This window comes from Sphingopyxis sp., from assembly GCF_035998965.1.
Lineage (GTDB): Bacteria > Pseudomonadota > Alphaproteobacteria > Sphingomonadales > Sphingomonadaceae > Sphingopyxis.
In genome coordinates this window covers 15,198-31,367 of the sequence record NZ_DASYHE010000030.1, presented here as the reverse complement: position 1 = coordinate 31,367, position 16,170 = coordinate 15,198, and the positions used below count along the sequence as shown (strand labels likewise).

The 16,170-nt window shown below is 60.5% G+C and carries 18 protein-coding genes, 1 pseudogene and 2 other annotated features; of the genes and pseudogenes, 12 read left to right on the top strand and 7 right to left on the bottom strand.

Annotated features, from left to right (window positions below):
- A partial coding sequence (locus tag VGN68_RS03945; protein ID WP_327474046.1) for a hypothetical protein occupies positions 1-413 on the top strand: 413 nt, incomplete at its 5' end.
- Between the two features lie 407 nt (positions 414-820).
- Here the strand turns inward: VGN68_RS03945 and VGN68_RS03940 are convergent.
- Genes VGN68_RS03940 through VGN68_RS03930 form a run of 3 tightly spaced genes read right to left on the bottom strand, consistent with a single transcriptional unit; the run spans position 821 to position 2,877 of the window.
- Entirely contained in the window at positions 821-1,021 is a 201-nt protein-coding gene (locus VGN68_RS03940) for a hypothetical protein (RefSeq protein WP_234180937.1), read from the bottom strand.
- A gap of 30 nt (positions 1,022-1,051) precedes the next feature.
- Entirely contained in the window at positions 1,052-1,228 is a 177-nt protein-coding gene (locus VGN68_RS03935) for a hypothetical protein (protein ID WP_234180935.1), read from the bottom strand.
- Complete coding sequence (locus tag VGN68_RS03930) at positions 1,225-2,877, bottom strand: peptide chain release factor 3 (protein ID WP_267960767.1); 1,653 nt, start codon at positions 2,875-2,877, stop codon at positions 1,225-1,227. Before VGN68_RS03930 ends, VGN68_RS03935 begins: the two co-directional genes overlap by 4 nt.
- Before the next feature lie 535 nt (positions 2,878-3,412).
- Between VGN68_RS03930 and VGN68_RS03925 the strand changes: the two genes are divergently transcribed.
- Positions 3,413-4,003 (top strand): hypothetical protein, encoded by a 591-nt coding sequence (locus VGN68_RS03925; protein WP_234180933.1) that lies wholly within the window; start codon positions 3,413-3,415, stop codon positions 4,001-4,003.
- A gap of 93 nt (positions 4,004-4,096) precedes the next feature.
- Here the strand turns inward: VGN68_RS03925 and VGN68_RS03920 are convergent, their stop codons facing one another.
- Positions 4,097-4,804 carry a hypothetical protein gene (locus tag VGN68_RS03920; RefSeq protein WP_327474041.1) on the bottom strand — a complete coding sequence of 236 codons (708 nt, stop codon included), beginning with the start codon at positions 4,802-4,804 and terminating at the stop codon, positions 4,097-4,099.
- A 107-nt stretch (positions 4,805-4,911) separates the two neighbouring features.
- Positions 4,912-4,965, top strand: a sequence feature (sul1 is cis-regulatory element that is thought to sense ions involved in sulfur or methionine metabolism; They are found in Alphaproteobacteria).
- 137 nt (positions 4,966-5,102) lie between these two features.
- Between VGN68_RS03920 and VGN68_RS03915 the strand changes: the two genes are divergently transcribed.
- The 10 genes and pseudogenes from VGN68_RS03915 to traG form a co-directional block, all read left to right on the top strand.
- Positions 5,103-6,395: an SAM-dependent methyltransferase gene (locus VGN68_RS03915; protein WP_234180929.1), complete on the top strand. Its 1,293-nt coding sequence runs from the start codon at positions 5,103-5,105 to the stop codon at positions 6,393-6,395.
- A 16-nt stretch (positions 6,396-6,411) separates the two neighbouring features.
- Positions 6,412-7,896 carry a SulP family inorganic anion transporter gene (locus VGN68_RS03910; protein ID WP_234180926.1) on the top strand — a complete coding sequence of 495 codons (1,485 nt, stop codon included), beginning with the start codon at positions 6,412-6,414 and terminating at the stop codon, positions 7,894-7,896.
- A gap of 13 nt (positions 7,897-7,909) precedes the next feature.
- Positions 7,910-8,761: a universal stress protein gene (locus tag VGN68_RS03905; protein ID WP_234180924.1), complete on the top strand. Its 852-nt coding sequence runs from the start codon at positions 7,910-7,912 to the stop codon at positions 8,759-8,761.
- Between the two features lies 1 nt (position 8,762).
- Positions 8,763-9,101, top strand: coding sequence for a TraR/DksA family transcriptional regulator (locus VGN68_RS03900; RefSeq protein WP_234180921.1), 339 nt, complete (start codon positions 8,763-8,765; stop codon positions 9,099-9,101).
- 8 nt (positions 9,102-9,109) lie between these two features.
- Positions 9,110-9,328, top strand: coding sequence for a cold-shock protein (locus tag VGN68_RS03895; protein WP_234180919.1), 219 nt, complete (start codon positions 9,110-9,112; stop codon positions 9,326-9,328).
- Between the two features lie 73 nt (positions 9,329-9,401).
- Complete coding sequence (locus tag VGN68_RS03890; protein WP_234180917.1) at positions 9,402-10,046, top strand: GAF domain-containing protein; 645 nt, start codon at positions 9,402-9,404, stop codon at positions 10,044-10,046.
- Between the two features lie 16 nt (positions 10,047-10,062).
- Positions 10,063-10,118: a sequence feature (sul1 is cis-regulatory element that is thought to sense ions involved in sulfur or methionine metabolism; They are found in Alphaproteobacteria), on the top strand.
- A gap of 174 nt (positions 10,119-10,292) precedes the next feature.
- On the top strand, positions 10,293-10,535 hold the full coding sequence (locus VGN68_RS03885) for a hypothetical protein (protein ID WP_234180915.1): 243 nt from the start codon (positions 10,293-10,295) through the stop codon (positions 10,533-10,535).
- A 471-nt stretch (positions 10,536-11,006) separates the two neighbouring features.
- A complete protein-coding gene (locus VGN68_RS03880; protein WP_327474029.1) occupies positions 11,007-12,281 on the top strand; it encodes an MFS transporter in 1,275 nt (424 codons plus the stop codon).
- Between the two features lie 174 nt (positions 12,282-12,455).
- Positions 12,456-12,917 carry an NUDIX hydrolase gene (locus VGN68_RS03875; protein ID WP_327474027.1) on the top strand — a complete coding sequence of 154 codons (462 nt, stop codon included), beginning with the start codon at positions 12,456-12,458 and terminating at the stop codon, positions 12,915-12,917.
- Positions 12,918-13,072: 155 nt separating this feature from the next.
- Positions 13,073-14,488: pseudogene (gene traG, locus VGN68_RS03870) on the top strand (IncP-type conjugal transfer protein TraG); the annotation flags it as partial.
- A 216-nt stretch (positions 14,489-14,704) separates the two neighbouring features.
- On the opposite strand, the gene VGN68_RS03865 reads toward traG, so the two are convergent.
- The 3 genes from VGN68_RS03865 to VGN68_RS03855 all read right to left on the bottom strand — a co-directional run bounded on the left by VGN68_RS03865 (position 14,705) and on the right by VGN68_RS03855 (position 16,099).
- A complete protein-coding gene (locus VGN68_RS03865; protein WP_217372979.1) occupies positions 14,705-15,220 on the bottom strand; it encodes a GNAT family N-acetyltransferase in 516 nt (171 codons plus the stop codon).
- A gap of 42 nt (positions 15,221-15,262) precedes the next feature.
- Complete coding sequence (locus tag VGN68_RS03860; protein WP_327474024.1) at positions 15,263-15,571, bottom strand: hypothetical protein; 309 nt, start codon at positions 15,569-15,571, stop codon at positions 15,263-15,265.
- 219 nt (positions 15,572-15,790) lie between these two features.
- Positions 15,791-16,099, bottom strand: a complete 309-nt coding sequence (locus tag VGN68_RS03855) for a DUF190 domain-containing protein (RefSeq protein ID WP_234180907.1) — start codon at positions 16,097-16,099, stop codon at positions 15,791-15,793.
- Positions 16,100-16,170: the final 71 nt, after the last annotated feature.

Sequence of the window (16,170 nt, the reverse complement as noted above, 5' to 3'; positions counted from 1 at the left end):
GGTTGAAGTGTGCAAACTCCACCATAACGATGAACCCGGTGGCCACCAGCGACGCCGCATTCCGGGGTGGGGCATGCCCCACCCCGGAATACACCATCGCCTACACCGGAAATTACACCACGAGCGCGGACGCTAACGTTTCGGGTTCCGATAAGCAAATCGACGCCTCGATAGCCGAGTTATTTGAGATCGAGCCGGCAGAATTTACCTCAAGTGCCGCAGAGAGTAGGCGTCTCAGTGCGCAACTCCTTCCTCACTGGCAGTTGCGTGTTGGTTATGATGTATGCGGAATATTTCCTAGCGCAACGGTCAGTCTTGGGGATAGACGACACAGCTCGGTGGCGCCCACGGTTCCCCTGGCCGTCCTGCGAGCGCTTATCAGCGCAGTCGTGGACCAGCGATCATGTGAGTGACAGGGGGAGCTGTCTTCTAGCCTTGTCGGTCATGAGCTTCACGACGGCTGTCGGACAATCTTTCTGCCGGGGGGCCACGTTGGACGATGATCCACAGCATCGTTTTTGAGAAATCACAGCGTCGGCAGTGAGATGCCAAGGCAGGAGGTTGATCCTGTTCAACAAGCCCTATCGATGCGCCGGAACTCTGGCCGCGCGATCCGCCGATCCGCCATCGCAGAAACTTGGTGGAGAGTGACGTCTAACAATCGAGGAAGGATGCAACCGGCATCACGGCGGCTATCGGCCACCCGACGCTGCGACCCATGCGGTGGAGTATCGGCGCTGGGATTGGGTAATCTGCAGCCCGGCGAGTGGCGGGCGGAACCGACCGCCGCTCGCAGATGATGATTTGCGATTGGTGTAACTCAAGACTGAGGAGTCAAGGCCAGCAAGGTCCGCACGCTGAGGACGGCGGGATAGCAAGCCTGCTCAGGCCGGCCCTTGTGGATTCTCGCGGCATATTCGTCTGCCGAGCGCGCAGCAGCAGCGCGCGCGGCGAGCGAGCAAGTTTCACTGAAGGCTATCAGCGCCAGTTGATGGCGATGGAAGAGTTCGTTCAGATCCATTGGTTCTCCTTTGTCTATTCCGTACCTGGTTTAGTGGCTGCCGGCTCCACGCTCCTTCCGGCGCTGCGCTTTTGCGATCCGCGCAGCGAGTTCGCCATCGGGCAGTTGCGACAGCGCAGGGGCTAATCGTCTTACGTCGTCGGGGGTGGCGTTTGGCTTCGCCACTAGAACCCGATCTAGCAGGTTTTTCGTGTTCAGTTTCGTCATGTAACCTCCGACGCACGGATGCGTTCGCGGACTGCAAGGAAGCGGACATCGGGCCAATCCTTTTCCAGACGTTCGAGTTCCCAACCGTTGCGTGCGAGAAAGACGAGAGCGTCGTCCCCGTCTTCGGCGAGATTGGCGCGCTGGGTGGCGATGAAACGTTTGCGAAGCGCCTCATCTGCAATGTCGATCCACCTCGCGGTCTCGTACATTGTCGGCTCGAACCCGATGGCGAGGCCGTATTCCGCCTCGGAACGCGTCGAGATCACCTCAAGCTGCAGCGCGCCGACGACACCAACGACCCAGTTGGAACCGACGAGAGGGCGGAAGACGCGCGCTATGCCTTCTTCGGCAAGATCGAGCAGGGCCTTTCGCATCTGCTTGATCTTCATGGGATCATCGAGGCGAACCCGTCGTAAGATTTCCGGCGCGAAGTCGGGAAGGCCGGTGAAGATAATACCGGAGCGCTCGCTTAGCGTATCACCGACGCGCAAGGTGCCATGATTGGGAATTCCGACAATGTCGCCCGGTCGCGCTTCCTCGGTCAATTCACGATCGCGCGCCAGGAAGAAAATTGGGTTGTGCAGACCAAGCTTCTTGCCGGTGCGGCTGTTGCCGAGCTTCATGCCTCGTTTGAGCGTACCCGAGCACACCCGCATGAAAGCGACACGATCGCGATGGTTGGGATCCATGTTTGCCTGCATCTTGAAGATGAACCCGGAAACATCGCAGGCTGACGGCTCTATTGGCTCGGGCAATGCCGGTTGCGGCTGCGGCGGTGGCGCATGACGGATCAACGCCGAGAGCAGCGAGCCAATGCCGTATTTGCGAAGCGCACTGCCAAAATAGACGGGAGTGAGATCCCCACACTGAAATGCCGATGATGAGAAGCCGGGACAGGCCTCGGCCGCGAGCGCTGCGTCTTCGAGCAACGAATCCCGCGTCTGTTCGGCGATGCCGGTCAGCAGTCTCGGGTCATCGAGCCCGGTCACGTCGATGACGGTGGGACAGAGCGCGCCCCCGATCTTGTCGACCAGCCAGGCGCGTTTCTCTTCGAATGAGTAAAGCCCGCGAAACATGCCGCCCATGCCAATCGGCCAGGACATGGGAACCGTATCGAGCGCGAGCTTGTCGCCAATTTCATCGAGGAGCTCGAAAGGCGAGCGGCCTTCGCGGTCGATCTTGTTGATGAATGTGATGATCGGGATATTGCGTAGACGGCAAACCTCGAACAGCTTGAGCGTCTGGGCTTCGATGCCCTTCGCCGCATCGATCACCATCACCGCACAATCTACGGCGGTCAGCGTGCGATAGGTGTCTTCCGAGAAATCCTCGTGGCCTGGTGTATCCAGCAGGTTGAACCGGATGCCCTCATGCTCGAAAGTGATGACCGAGCTCGTCACCGAGATGCCGCGCTGTTGTTCGATGGCCATCCAGTCCGAGCGCGCGCGGCGCCTGTTGCCCTTGGAGAAAACCTCGCCTGCCTCCCTGATGGCGCCGCCTTCGTGAAGCAGCTTTTCCGTCAGCGTGGTCTTACCGGCGTCCGGGTGTGAAATGATGGCGAATGTGCGTCGGGCGAGGGGTTGTATTCCGGCAGTGTTCGAGCCCGCGCTCTCCGGAACGAGTGACGTTGATGATTGATCGATTAACATCCATGTCTCCTGCAGAGACTTGCCGCAGGCATGCAGGGGACTGACCGGCCTTGCGGCCGGGAGACGCTGGTTATCTCGCGATTCGGCCGGAGCCTGGAGATATTCAGCGTCGCCGGCTGCATGCCGTCGAGGCCAAGACCTCCGTGTTTCGCGAGAATCCGTCTAAATGATCGGAAACCCGATCCGGTGATGCACGATCGCCGGAAAAGTGGTGCCTAAGTAATGCAATCCGGCCGTAATGTCACCCCATCACCAATCGAGGGCTACACAAGGCGGCTTGCAGAGCCTATGGGCTCGCCAACGGATGCCGTTTTGGCGCGAAGCGCACGCTTCACAATTTCCAGCATAGCATCCCGGTCGAAAGCTTGCGCAAGCGCTCGAGACACGGCTCGGACAATCGTCCTTGCGTGCTCCCGGGAGTTCGCTCCTGGCAGCAAGCTCGAAACCGGGGGTATCGCCAGGGAAACCCGATAGTGGGGGTTTGCCGCCAGTCTCGTTCGCCTGCCGTACACATGGTCTGCGAAGGAGATTACTATTGCTCGGTTCCACCGCCCCCGTTTCAAGCACCAGCCGAGTTCCGGTGCGCAGAAGCACCGACGAAACCTACCGGCACTACCGGTTAATCGCTGGCCAGAGAGGAGATGGATTCTCCGCGGTCGCTTACGCTGGAAAAACCTGTGTCTTCACAGGAAGTGGGTCGGATCTCGATGGCGCGCTCGATGATCTGAAGAGCCAGATCGACCGTGATTTCGAAAGCAGGGCCAAACGTCGCGAGGGCAACCTTCCATCCCCTGAAGAACTCGAACTGGCGCTGGCTCTGGCTTCGCGCACGATTACCGGACCACTGCACCATCTTTTGGAAGTCTTGCGCGACGGACCCGAGGTTTCGCCTCAGCAGATTCAGCGTCGATCGGGAGCCGAAGAAGATGCGTTGATCCGCGACCTCGTGCGATTGGCAAGGGCCTTGGCGGACATCCTTTCAGTGCCGCTGCCCAAGGGAACCGGAAGCGCTCCAGCGGCGCTCGACCTCATCGCCGAGACGATAGCTCTCAACGGCGATGCAGATGAGCCTTGGCGATTTCGGGGGGCTTTCGTCACTGCCGCAGAAGCCCATCTCGCCCGCTGACGGCTGCAGTGTCGCTTCGGTATTACAATCCGTCTGCCTGCTGCGTTGACTGGTCGCACTCTGCCGGGCCTGAAAATGACTTAAGTCATAGCTTCACGGTCTACGACCGAGATAGATTAGGTTGAAGGCAGGTTCCTCCCGATACGGAGTGGGAAACTCCACCCGCTCGATCCGGACATCTCGCAAGCTGCCTTGCATCGCTGCGACAAAGCCCTGATCTTCCGCATCGGTGGACCACAGGCCAAGGACACCATCCGGTTTAAGCTTCTGCACGATCGTGAAAATGGCCGTTTCACTGTAGAAGCTGGCGCTCGCATCGTCGATGAAATGTTTGGTCGAATGATCGATGTCGATCAGGATCGCGTCATGCAGCTTGTTCGGGGCGCAGGCGTCGAAGCCGCCCGCCTCCGCGGCTAGCGCGAAGAAATCCCCCTGTTGCAAACGGCATCGTGCATCGCCCGCCACGGCCTCTCCCAGGGGCAGCAGGCGTTGCCGGTGCCATTCGATCACTTCCGGGATCAGCTCGATCACTGTTAGCCGGCCGACCCGGGGATCATTGAGGGCGGCCTGGGCTGTATAGCCAAGGCCGAGCCCGCCTACGACAACGTCGAGCGCGTCGCCATCGGCCATCGCGAGTGCCAGATGGGTCAAGGCGATCTCCCCCTCGACGAATTGGCTCGACATGAGATAGCCGCCGTTGAGCTTGATTTCCCATATGTCTTCGCCGTCGGCGTGCAGCCGCCGGCGCCGCAGCACCAGCTCGCCAATAGGCGTCTCCCGCCAGTCGATTTCTTCGAACATCGTGGTCATCCAAGACAGACTAAACGCTTCGCAGATATTTGACTTGCAAGAAATTGCATGTTCGCACTTGCGGCAGGAGCGGAACTCGCGTACCGGCACCGTCATCCGCTGGACTCGGTTCTGCCGAGTGGCTCGGCCCGGCGCCTATCCCCGGGGTAACCGCAAACCAGGCAGCGCGATCGCGATCGACACGAGATCGCCTCGCAGCGCCTGTCATTCATCTTCGGCATGTTTCTTCGGACGACTCGTTTCGGCGCGTCTGCCGGCTCGTCATGCTGAGCTAATGGGGGTTATATAGATGGCGAGCGTGTTAGCTCACAACAATCAGCACAATCAGGCGTTCATTCATCCTCCGCGCGTGCTTGCCGCATTGATCGAGAAGATCGTGCAGCGAGGCACCTTGTCCTTTCTCAGCAGTCGCACCGGACAAACCTTGCGCTTTGGCGACGGCACGGGGCCGGAGGTCGTAATTGGCGTCACTGCGGAAGGCGCGGCGAAGATAGCGGCTAATCCGGATCTCGCGCTCGGCGAAGCGTATATGGACGGCGCGCTGACCATTGTGTCCGGCGACATACGATCCTTCTTCGACGTAATTTTCCGGAACCAAGAGGCGGCTGCCTTTTCCAGGACGACGGCAGGAACTCTCAAACTACGCATCCTTCGCGCCATGCAACAGGCCAATAATCGTGCTGCATCGCGCCGTAATGTCGCGCATCATTACGATCTGTCCTCCGATCTCTACCGCCTGTTTCTAGACGATGACCTGCAATACAGCTGCGCGTATTTCGCTAGGCCAGACTACTCGCTCGAAGAGGCTCAACTAGCGAAAAAGCAACATCTGATCGGCAAGATGCTTCTCAAGGACGGGCACTCGGTATTGGACATCGGTAGCGGTTGGGGCGGAATGGCACTCGAAATCGCGCGCGCGGCCGACGTCGAAGTTCATGGTGTCACGCTTTCCGAAGAGCAGTTCGCCATCGCCACCGAGCGGAGCGCCGGAACCAAGGTCCGCTTTGCACTCACGGATTATCGCGATGTGACCGGAAGCTTTGACCGGATCGTCTCCGTCGGAATGTTCGAACATGTGGGGGTGCCGAACTACGACGAGTTCTTCGGAAAAGTTGCAAACCTGCTTGCTGATGATGGCGTCGCGGTCATCCATTCGATCGGTCGCAAGGACGGGCCGGACATAACGAACCCCTGGATCGCCAAATACATTTTCCCTGGAGGCTATATCCCCGCGCTGTCGGAGGTACTGCCCGCGATCGAGCGGTCCGGGCTATGGGTGACGGACGTAGAAATTCTGCGACTGCACTACGCCGAAACACTGGTTCACTGGTTCAGACGCTTCTCGGATCGTCGTGAGGAAATTGCAGCACTCTATGATGAGCGTTTCTGTCGCATGTGGGAGTTCTATCTGGCGACCAGCGAATCCGCTTTCCGCGCGCAGGGGCATATGAACTTCCAGATTCAGCTAGCAAAGCGGGCCGATGCTGTGCCGTTGACCCGCGATTACATCACCGATCACGATCGCAAAAGCCGAGATATTTCAAGATCATCGGTCAACGATCGCGAACTGTCTCTCGTTTAAGTTTACCGGGGTATTCATGCCAAACATGCAATCTATCAAGCGAGAGTGGTTATCGAACCCCCGAGGAGACGTTCTCGCGGGTATCGTCGTTGCGCTTGCTCTCATTCCCGAAGCCATCGGCTTCTCAATCATCGCCGGCGTCGATCCGCGCGTCGGCCTCTATGCCTCGTTCTCCATTGCAGTGATCATCTCACTAGTCGGCGGCCGGCAGGGCATGATCTCGGCCGCGACCGCCGCGATTGCCGTTCTGGTGCTGCCGCTGATCCGGGACCACGGCGTCGATTATCTGTTCGCCGCCACGATCCTGATGGGCGTGATCCAGCTTGTTGCTGGCTTCCTGCGCCTGAACATGCTGATGCAATATGTCTCGCGCTCCGTCATTACCGGTTTCGTCAACGCACTGGCGATCCTGATCTTCATGGCGCAATTGCCCGAACTCACGGGCGTGCCGATGCTGACTTACGCTTTGGTGGTGGGCGGTCTCGCGATTATTTACCTGTTCCCTTATCTGACCAAGGCAGTGCCCTCGCCGCTGGTGGCGATCGTCATTCTCACCGCACTGGTTTACTACACAGGCTTCAATGTCCGTACCGTTGGAGACATGGGCGAACTCCCGTCTTCCCTGCCAGCCTGGCTGATCCCGAATGTACCATTCACGCTGGAAACACTCCAGATCATCCTGCCTTACTCGCTGACCATGGCAGCGGTCGGCCTGCTCGAATCCATGATGACCGCCCAAATCGTCGATGATCTGACCGATACCCCATCCGACAAACAGCGTGAGATGAAGGGACAGGGCATCGCTAACTTCTTCACCGGCTTCCTGGGCGGCATGGGCGGCTGCGCGATGATCGGACAGTCGGTCATCAACGTAAAGTCGGGCGGTTTTACGCGCCTTTCGACCTTCATGTCCGGAGTGGTCCTTCTATTCCTCATTGTCGTTCTGGGACCGATAGTAGCCGAAATCCCAATGGCCGCACTCGTTGCAGTCATGATCATGGTCTCGATCGGCACCTTCTCATGGCGTTCGCTCAAGGACATCCGCCACCATCCGTGGCAGTCATCCGTGGTGATGGTCGTGACTGTGGTGATCGTGGTGTGGACGCACGATTTGGCGCAGGGCGTTCTTGCCGGTGTGATCCTGTCGGGGCTGTTCTTCGCCAGCAAGGTGAAGCGCATCTTCACGGTGGAGTCGGAGCTTTCCGCCGATGGCCTCTCGCGGCGCTATAACGTCTCCGGCCAGGTTTTCTTCGCTTCTTCGGAAAGCTTCGTCGAAGCGTTCGACTACAAGGAAGTTCTGGACCGCGTTGTGATCGACGTGTCACAAGCCCACTTCTGGGATATTTCGGCGGTGGGTACGCTCGACAAGGCGATCCTGAAATTCCGCCGTGAGGGTACCGAAGTCGAAATGGTCGGGCTCAACGAAGCCAGCGCTTCGATGATCAATCGTTTCGCAATACACGACAAGCCGGGCGCTGAAGCGCAACTCGGCGGGCATTGAGAGGATCAGCACTATGGAACACGTCCTCGCATGTATTGATGCGTCGAGCTACGCCGACAGCGTTTGCGATCTTGCCGCATGGGCTTCCGAGCGTCTGCAGATGCCGGTGGAACTGCTGCATGTGGTTCAGCGCAGCGATGCGGTTGCTGCCCGCCACGACTTGTCCGGCGCTATCGGGCTGGGAGTGAAAACCAGCCTGATGGAAGAGCTGGTTGAGCTGGAGGCTGCCGACGCGAAGCTCAAGGTGGAACGCGGCCGCCTGCTTCTGGCCGCAGGCGATAAGCGCCTGCGCGACGGCGGTGCTTTCGACGTTCGCACGCTCCATCGTCACGGCGGCATCGTCGAGACGATCCTGGAACGCGAAGAAGGCGCCCGCGTGGTGGTGATCGGCAAGCGCGGCGCCAGCCATGAATTCGCCACCGGTCATATCGGATCGAAGATCGAGCGGGTGGTGCGTGCCAGTACCAAGCCGGTGTTGGTGGCGTCGCGCGAATATGCAGAGCCGCGCAATATCGTCTTTGCCTATGATGCCAGCCCCGCCGCCGACCGGGCGCTGGGCCGACTTGTCGAGTCCACCCTCTTCACCGGCCTGCCCGTCAACATCGTCATGGCCGACACGGACAATGAGGCTCACCGGCGTGCGCTGGACGGTGCCGCAGCGCGTCTTGGTGCGGAGCGGGAGATTACGACAACGCTCGAACGCGGTAAGCCCGAAGCGGTCATCGCCAAGGTCGTCGAACAGACCTCGGCGGCCATGCTGGTTATGGGTGCCTATGGCCATTCACCCATCCGCACCCTGATTGTCGGCAGCACCACGACGACAATGATTCGCACCGTCCATGTGCCGGTGCTGCTCGTGCGGTAACATGGCGCTCGACTTTGCTCGCTTTCGTGAAAAGCTCCTCGCCCGGCGCGAGGAACTTCTCGCCGAGGACCAGATGTCGCAGGCCGACCGCGCACCCGTGACTCTGGATCAGGATAGCGTGGGTCGGCTTTCGCGCATCGACGCGATGCAGGTCCAGGCGATGGCTCTTGCCCAGGCGCGGCGCCGGCAAACCGAACGCGCCGCCATCGATGCCGCGCTGCGGCGCATCGACGAAGACGAATTCGGCTACTGCCTTAAATGCGGCGATGAGATCGCGCCTGCCCGGCTCGAACACAATCCTGCCGTCACGACCTGCATCGAGTGTGCAAGGGAGAGCTGAACCCAGCCATGCCATCCGGAACCGTCAAATATATCGGCCCCGATGGCGACTGGGCCTTCATTTCGCGCGATGACAAGCAGCCGAAGGTCTTTCTGCACCTTTCCGAGGTCGAAAAAGCCGGTTTGGAAGCCATCAAGAAAGGCCAGCGTTGGAGCTTCGACCTGAAGGAAGGGAGAGATGGCCGAATGTCGGCGACCAATCTCGAATTCCTTGGCTCGGATCGCTAGCCCGTTAAGATCGACTTTACCCCGCAATGCTATTCTCAACCGCGATTTGTAAATTGCGTGACCGAGATGGGCGATGCTGCTGCTTCAGAAGACGATTTTAGAGATGATCGCCCGTGGCGATCCTCTGAAATTGACCATGGAACAGCTTTGCCTTCAAATCGAAGCGCGAATTCCAGAGGCGCTCTGCTCGATCGTTGCAACGGATGTAGCCGGGTTGCTGCAGACTATCGCTGCCCCTGGTCTGTCGGACGAATTCAAAGCTCTGATTGATGGTGTGCCAGCGGGGCCGATGGCAGGATTGTGCGGCTCGGCCGTCTTTCACAACCAGCCCGTTTCTGTAACCGACATTGCAACTGACCCCCGGTGGGAGATTGTCCGGCCCGAGGCGCTTCATGCCGGTCTTGCCGCCTGCTGGTCGAATCCGATTGTCGGCAGCAGCGGCATGGTGTTGGGCGCATTCGCCCTATATTTCCGGGAGGCACGGGGACCGAGCGAGGTAGAGCAGGAGATCGTCCGGGCCTGTCTGGACTTGGCCGCGATCGCTTTGGAGCGTCAGGCGCGCGTCTATCGACTGATCCCTGCGCTTCTCAGAGCCGGGATGCACTGCTCGACGCCGTTCCCATGCGCTCTACGCCATGAGTTCCATCCCGCGAACAGCGTGATTGGCTTCCTTTCGGGGGGGCTTGCCCCACTTGCATGCTCGCATCAATCTGGATAGGATTTCTCCCAATACGCTAGGATCCGGTGAAACTCCGGATGGCTATCCCGGCCGCTTATCCGCCGGGCCACCATAGCGCCGACGCACACCGTCGTGCCTTATATAACTGCGGACAATCTCATTTCCGACCGTCTGTGGTCGCTAGGCGGCGTGTCGTGCCGATCAGGCACCTGGGCGCGCACATTTGCCAGGCGATTCCGCCCACAGGTGCTGTCCGGGGAGTTGTCCGCTCTCATGGAGAAATCGTTGACCGATTTGCCGACCGATGTCGTAAATGCCGCTAGCCGTTGGCTTCGTCGCCGAAAAGCAGAGAATTTCGATGATTGGGCCGGATTGGATTCATGGATCAAGTCAGACCCAATTCACATCCGCGCGTACAAACTAGTTATAGAGGAAGACGAACACCAACGGGTGGCCAACGGGGAACCAGCGGTCGGCTTGGGCGGTCAGAGCAATGTGATCCCTTTCCCCGGCCGCGCCAAGGGCTGAGGTTCGGAGATTGAGGAAAAGAAGCGAATCCGAATAACACAGTCTCAGCCTCCGTCTGGATTGTAATTAATCACCAGCGCGCTCGACGAGAAGGACAAGGCGATCGCAACCATATCAGGACGCTAGACATTTCGCGCCGCCTCGGCATCGGGTGATTGCAGAGGCTGTCGGATATCTGGGCTGAATGTAATGCTGCCTTTCGCTTGGTGGCCGCTATGGCCAGGTCTTCCATCTGGGTCACCCAATGCAATGATCACAAATGTCGAGCATCCTTCATGCCATGCTATGCGCGGGCGGGAATAATCAAGCCAGGCTGACGGCGTAACGACTTCCCGCACAAACCGTGGATGCCGCCTTGACCTGACTGGATTCTGGTGGCGAAGGAGTTCGCGCGGTTGCTGCCGCGCATAGCCGCGACACGACAGGGCAGATCCAGTCTTTCCCGAAGGCCAGTTGCATAGCCGCTTGCTGATGGCGCGAATCCCGCGCCCTTGGCAATTGGCCATTGAGGTAGTGGTGCAGGAACAGTTGCGCTTTCTTCGTGATAATTTTCGTTGGCTTGCCGGAGGCTTCCTGCTGTTGATGCTCTCATCTTTCGGCCAGACCTTTTTTATCGGCCTCGCTGGCAATGAACTTCGTGTGCGGTTCGACCTTTCCGGCGGTGCATTCGGACTGATCTACATGGCCGCGACCCTGGCGAGCGCGGCAGTCCTGCCCTGGCTTGGCCGAAGCCTTGACCTGATGCCGGGCTGGAAGGTTACACGCTTTGTCATGCCATTGCTGGCGCTCGCCTGTTTGCTGCTCGCATTCGCGCCGCATATTGCGGTCTTGGTCGTGGCGATCTTTCTACTCCGTCTGTTTGGCCAAGGCATGATGACGGAAATCGCCTTTACCGAGGTGGGCCGCTGGTTCGTTGCGAGCCGTGGTCTTGCCATGGCGATCGTGACGCCGGGACTTCAGGCCGGAACGGCGCTGCTGCCCATCGCCTATGTCCTTGTCAGCGACTCGCTCGGCTGGCAGGCGGCCTGGGTTGCGTCCGCCGCCTTGCTGGTTCTCGCCTGCCCGAGCTTGCTTGTTCTGACCCGTGTCGAACGCGTTCCGCATGCCAGGGAATCAGCGATGGCAGCCGGAAGGACCGCGCGCGACTGGAGCCGCAGCGAGGTTGCGCGCGATCCGATGCTGTATCTACTCCTCGCCGGCACGCTCGCACCGCCCTTCATCGGGACTACCATATTTTTTCATCAGGGCTATTTCATCGCGCTGCGCGGCTATGACGCGATCAGCTTCGCCGCAGCCTTTCCGGTGATGGCAGTCTCGACAATCATTTTCGGGTTCGTTTGCGGCCATCTGGTAGACCGTTTGGGCGCGATCAGACTGCTGCCCTGGTTTCTCGCACCGCTGGCGGTCGCCTCTGCCACTGCCGCGCTAATAACGCCGCTCTGGGGCATCTATGTTTTCATGTTCCTGCTGGGCATCAGCAACGGCTTCACCTCGACATTGCTAGGTGCGCTGTGGCCGGAGGTTTATGGCGTCGCAAATCTTGGTGGCATCCGAGCCGTGACGGTATCCGCAATGGTGCTGGCTACCGCGCTCGGCCCCGGCCTCACGGGCATTCTGATCGATCTCGGCGTCAGCCTGCCAGAACAGCTTCTTTGGATGTCCGGCTGGTGCGTGCTCGCCGCGCTGCTTCTGGCCTATGCCGCCCACGAGATCTCCCGCCGCGAGTATGGCCATCGCCGGGTTTGACTGAGGGGGCGTCAGCTGCGCCCGGCTGCATTGCGCGAAGTTCTTGTGCCAATGCGCAGCGGAAAATGCGATTGCCCTGTCAGCATTCGGAACCGCGGAAGACAGCGATTTACGATAGTTCAACCTTAGGCTGCCATCCTGCACGCCATGACAGCCTATATTGAAGCCGATGGGATGCGGCTGCGCCGCAAGGTGCGCGCCGTAGTGATCAACGACGACGATGAAGTCCTGCTGGTGCGCCCGCATGGCTATCGCGAAGGCGAATGGACGCTCGCTGGTGGCGGGGTCGAGAATGGAGAATCGCCAGTCGCCGCGATGCGCAGGGAGCTTTCCGAGGAACTCGGTATCGGCCTGGACGTCGATCTTGAAGAGATTCCCGTGACGAACCGCTTCATCTACTCGCCGGAACACAAGGCGAAACGCGCGCTTGACCATGATGGCCAGGACGCGGTTATGTTCTCCTGCAGGATCGACAAGAATATCCCTTTGTGCCTCCAGGCCAAGGAGGTAGCCGATGCGCGCTGGTTCCCCGCCGACGATGCAGAGAAGGCCTTTCCGGTGGAGAAACAGCGACAGATTTTCGCCAGCTGCATGGCCGTTCTTAGTAAGCGGCGTAACGGCGTGATGCTCGGGTAGCTTGACTGCTTGTTTATTACCGCGCGTTTGGGAGTAGCGATACCTCCAGCATTGCTGTCCGTACAGCTACGCCATCCCCTGTATTTCTGCGCTAGGCTTTCCATTCGGAAAGTCGCGGCTTGATTCCATAACCGACGCCCTCCGATCTTAGCGCTATGTCTGCGACAAAGATCCTATGGGGCCAGATCTTCGCGGTATTTCTGATCGTGCCCGCCTCCGTCTGGGGCGCGACGCAATGGACGGCCACGGCGCTCGCCTATCAGCCCGAGCTTGGAGCGCCGTGGTTTATGCTGGGCGACTGGCCCGTCTATCCGCCGCCGGCCTTTTTCTGGTGGTGGTTCTCGTTCGATGCCTATGCGCCGGAGATATTCCAGACCGGAGCCTTCATCGCCGTGTCGGGCGGTTTCGCCGCGATCGTCGTTGCCATCGCCATGTCGGTTTGGCGCGCACGCGAGCTGAAGAATGCGCAGACCTACGGCTCGGCGCGCTGGGCAACCCGCAGGGAAGTCAGCGCCGCCGGACTGCTAGGGTTGAATGGCGTCATGCTTGGGCGGCTTGGTCCTGACTATCTGCGCCATGACGGTCCTGAGCATGTGCTGTGTTTCGCGCCGACGCGGAGCGGCAAAGGTGTCGGCCTCGTGGTCCCTACACTGCTCACTTGGCCGGGTTCGGCCATCGTTCACGACATCAAGGGCGAGAACTGGCAGCTCACCGCTGGCTTCCGCAGCCGGCACGCGCGGGTGCTGTTGTTCGATCCGACCAATGCCGCGTCGGCCGCTTACAACCCGCTGCTCGAAATCCGCAAGGGCGCGTGGGAAGTCCGCGACGTGCAGAATGTCGCAGACGTGCTGGTCGATCCCGAAGGCAGTCTCGAAAAGCGCAACCATTGGGAAAAGACCTCCCACGCGTTGCTGGTCGGTGCGATCCTCCATGTCCTCTATGCCGGCGAGGACAAGACGCTGGCCGGTGTCGCCGCGTTCCTGTCCGACCCGCGCCGGCCCATCGAGTCCACGCTGCGCGCGATGATGACGACGCTGCACCTCGGCGAGGCCGGCGTTCATCCCGTGGTCGCCAGCGCCGCCCGCGAGCTGCTCAACAAATCGGCCAACGAGCGATCCGGCGTACTCTCGACCGCCATGTCGTTCCTGGGACTGTATCGCGATCCTGTGGTCGCGCAGGTCACGCGCACCTGTCAGTGGCGCATAGCGGATCTCGTCGAGGGCGCACGACCGGCGACGCTCTATCTCGTCGTGCCGCCGTCCGACATCTCGCGCACTAAGCCGCTGATCCGCCTGATCCTCAACCAGATCGGCCGGCGGCTGACGGAAGATTTACAGGCGCGCAAATCGCGCCATCGCCTGCTCCTGATGCTCGACGAGTTCCCGGCGCTGGGGCGGCTCGACTTCTTCGAGAGCGCGCTGGCGTTCATGGCCGGCTACGGCATCCAGAGCTTCCTAATCGCGCAGAGCCTCAATCAGATCGAGAAGGCTTACGGGCCGAACAACGCGATCCTCGACAACTGCCATGTGCGGGTGTCGTTCGCCACCAACGACGAGCGCACGGCCATCCGCAGCCAGTATCGCAGCGCGATCGGATCGCTGTGGAGGAGCTCGAGCCTGACATAGGGGTTCCACTGGCGATGGCCCTCGAAATCGAGGAGCACCGCCCAGACCTGCCCCGGGGTGAAGGCGAGATCATGCTCGCGCCGAAACTCCATCATTGCCGCGCTCCATCGGGCGAGGCTGGAGGGACGGCGAAGGATACAGCCGAGGACGGGGACATGGACGTCACCCTCCCGGCCGCTGGAGCGCCATCAGCACGATGTCGATCCACGCCCCTTCGACATATTGGGCCGACTTCAGCATGCCCTCGCGCTCGAACCCGGACCGCGCATAGAGACGGATTGCCGCCTCGTTATGGGCGAAGACCTCGAGTGTGAGCCGCCGGAGATTGAGCTGGCGCCAGCAATAGTCGATCGCCAGTTCGAGGGCTTCGAAGCCGATGCCCTTGCCGCGCTCGGCAGCCTCGCCGATCCAGATCCCGATCTTGGCCGACCGGTGCACGGGCTCGATCTCGCGTATCTGGATATAGCCGGCGATCTCCGAGCGCGGCTTGATCCTGATGGCGAAGAAGATGCGCGAGGGATCCTGCTGAAGGAGCCAGAACTCCTCCTGCTCGTTCCAGCTCGGCGGGCGATAGGTGCCGTTGATTGCCGCGTCTTCGGCGCTGTCGGTCCATTGGAACAGGCTCGTGAGATCAGGCGGCATGATCGGGCCCAGAACGACCCGTTTTCCGAATATCATGGGGTATGACCCTTTCAGCTTGGGGGAGGTTTGAACCGGCCGCTAGTCCACGCGCCTGCACGACCGCTTCGGGGCGTCGACCTGCTCGACGAAGGCGCGGTCCTCGCGGAACAGGATGTTCATGTCCTCGCCGACGAAGGTCAGGTTCGGGGCCGGCGCAGACAGCGCGATCACCGTCTCGCTTTCGTTCCACCGAAGCCGCAAATCGCGGCGGTCGGCCGAGAAGTCGGCGAGGAGCCGCGATCCGTCCGTGCAGCGGAAATGTTCCTGGCTGCGCTCCGCCCCGGCGGCGATGTCGCGATAATTGCCGCCCTCGGGCGGCTCCGAACAGGCGCCGGTGAGGAGCAGCACAAAAGGAGCGCAGAACAGGCGCAGCGCGCGGTGCCGGGTTGCTGGGGGTCGGGGGACTGGAAACGACATCGGGGGGTCCTCAAAGGGGGTGGGCCGGCTTCAGTTCGCCGGGAAAAGTTTCGCCGCGGGCGGGTCCAGGGCAAGGCGCCCGCGGCGTGGCCGCCTCCAGGGATGCAGGGCGGCCAATTCGGTCAGCATGGCGTCAGGCGCGCCGCATGCTCAGAGGAGCTCGACGGGCAGCAGGGTCATGGCCCCGATGCCCTTCAGCTGGTGAAGCTGCGCCGCGAAGTTTCGCAGCGTTGCGGGCATGTCGACGATTTCGACGATCAGCGGATAATTGTGATCGAGGAAGCTCGTCGCATGAACGAGGTTCGAGTGACCGAAGCCGACGCGCCCGCGCAGCACCGTGACGCCGAGCAATTTATGGGCCTTCGCCTTTTCGAGAATGACCTCGAACAGCGCCTTGTCGCCGCTGACCGCCATCTCGTCGGTGTAGATGCGAAGCAGGGCATAATCCTTGTCTTCCATGGAATTTCTCCTTCGATGGGATTGAAAAAAGGTCCGGCGGCCGCTGCGGGGGGTAAGCGGCCGCCGGACAA